The sequence below is a fragment of the Mesorhizobium sp. M7A.F.Ca.CA.004.06.1.1 genome (assembly GCF_003999135.1).
Taxonomy (GTDB): domain Bacteria; phylum Pseudomonadota; class Alphaproteobacteria; order Rhizobiales; family Rhizobiaceae; genus Mesorhizobium.
This window is the reverse complement of the sequence record NZ_RZPQ01000831.1, coordinates 1-2,476: the sequence shown is the minus strand read 5'-3', so window position 1 is coordinate 2,476 and position 2,476 is coordinate 1. Positions and strand designations below refer to the sequence as shown.

Genomic DNA, 2,476 nt, shown 5'->3' with positions numbered 1-2,476 from the left:
CGGTGGGGATCTCCGGCATGGGCGGCGGCAGCGCCACGTTCGGTGGAGCGATCACCGCCAGCACCGCCACCGCCTTTGCGATCAACCTGAGCGGCAACACCGGCGGCACAATCAAGTTCACCGGCGGGCTGGATCTGACCACGACCACCGGCACCGGCTTCAGCGCCACCGGGGGCGGCACGATCACAGTCGCGGCCGCAGGCACGGAGCAGATCACCACCGGCACCGGCCACGCGATCAATCTCGACGGCGTCACCATCGGCACCGGCGGCATGGCGTTCGACAGCATCACGACAGGTGTTGCGCAAGCCACGGCGCTCAACTTCAATGCCGTTTCGGGCGGCCCGTTCCTGGGTGGCAATGTCACCATCGGCGGCACCGGTGGCGGCATCAACGGCCTTGCAATCAACGCTTCGTCATCGACCTTCACCATCACCAATCTGGTGACGACCAATGTCGCGGGCACCGATGTCAGCCTGACCAACAACACCGGCTCGATCGCGATCCTCGGTGGCGCCATCGCCAATTCGGGCACTGGCGACGGTGTCGTCGTTTCCGGTGGCAGCGCGACAATCGGTGTGGCGGCCAACATCTCCAGCTCGGCAACCGTGCCAGGCATAGCGGTCAAGGTCGACGGCACCACTGGCGGCTCGGTGACCTTCAGCGGCAGCGTCACCTCGACCGGCACCGGCAATCTTTTCGCGATCGGCTCGACGCTGCCCCCGGTCGGCGGCGCGATCAGCTTCATCGGCTCGACGCTGTCTGCGACGGGCGGCGGTGGCGCCGTCGTCACCGGCCTTGCCGGAACCGCGACGCTGAACGTCACAGCTCCGCTGTCGATCACCGGCGCCACTGCCACCGGCCTGGCCGTCGCCAATGTCGCCAGCACCGCATCGGCGACCTTCGGGGCGGTGACCGTGTCGGGTGCCACGGGCAATGGCATCGACATCACCAACAATGCCGGCGCCGTCACCTTCGGCACCACCAGCGTGACGATGGGTTCGACCGTCGGTCCAGCCGGCATCAACTTCGCCCTGACCAATGCCGATGTCACATTTGGAACAACCAATGTGACGATGGGCTCCGGCGCCAACCAGACCGGCATCGACTTCAGCGGTTCATCGACCACGGCCGATTTCGGCGTGACAACGATCACCGGCACCGGCGACCTCACCTCGCGCGGCATCGACCTGTCATCGACGACGGGCAACAAGACCATCACCTTTCTGCAGGGCTCCAGCATTTCCAATGCTGGTGTCGGCGTCGAACTGTCGTCGGGCGGCACGACGGCGACGTCGGCCAACGCCAACTTCACCTTCGGCGACGGCGACGCGACTGTGCTGCAATCCTCGATCACAGCGGCCAGTGGCGGCTACACGGTCAACACGATCGGGCTCGATCCGACGCTCGGCAATTATGATTTCGATGATGTCGCCTTCACCGGCAGCGCCAATCTGGCCAGCGCGGTCGGCGGGGTCGTCATGATTTCCCAGGACGGTGGCGTGATCGCTGCCGGCACCAACGGGCTCAGCGCCGCGGTGACCACGGTCACGGCCGCTCAGGCCGATGCCATGACCGGCACACTGACCTTCGCCTTTGTCGGCACGGTCGATCTGAGCGCCACGCCGTTCACGCTCGATTCGGGCCAGTCGATCACCGGCTTCGGCAACGGCAGTTCGATCATCACCTCCGGCACCATCCAGCCGATCAATGTCCAGGGCAATCTCGGCGCCACCGGCGGCAACGTCACCGGCAATGAGGGCGTGGTCAAGAGCACGGGCGGCGATACGTTGCAGCTGCTCGGCAGCAACCAGGTGCGCGACACCGCGTTCGACTTCACCGGCGGCAGCGGTTCGGTCTTCACCATCGACCAGAATGCCGGCGGCTTCAGCAATGTCGGCGGCATCGTTATCCAGGGCGTCACGGTCAGCAATGTCGCCACCGGCCAGACGGCGTTCAAGGTCGCCGGCCTCGACACCAATTTGTCGATCACGGACAACAACGTCAACGTCGCCGGCACGCTGCTCGACGTCGATGGCGGCGCCGGCAACATCACGGTCACGCGCGGCACCTTGCCCAACAGCGGACCGGCGGGCACGCTGACCGGCGGCGGCATCTCGATCGCCAACCGCACCGGCGGCACGATCAACTTCACCGACAAGGTCACAGTCAACGGCAATGGTGCCTCGCTTACCAACAACGCTGGCTCTACGGTCACCTTCGCCGATCTGGACATCACCACATCGGGCGCGACGGCGTTCAGCGCCAGCGGCGGCGGCACGGTCAATGTCACGACCGGCACGATCAACGCCACCAACGCGCAGGCGGTGGCGCTCGACGGCATCACGGCCGGTATCAACTTCGCCTCGACAAGTGCGACTTTCGCTTCCGGCAGCGGCATCGACCTGCAGAACCTGGCCGGCACCGCAAGCTTCGGCACCGGTACGCTGACCAACACCGGTTCGGGCACGTCGTT

1 pseudogene is annotated in these 2,476 nt (G+C 65.9%); it reads left to right on the top strand.

Annotation, left to right across the window (positions count from 1 at the left end):
- Positions 1-17: 17 nt before the first annotated feature.
- A pseudogene (locus tag EN906_RS30790) lies at positions 18-2,476 on the top strand (hypothetical protein); the annotation flags it as partial.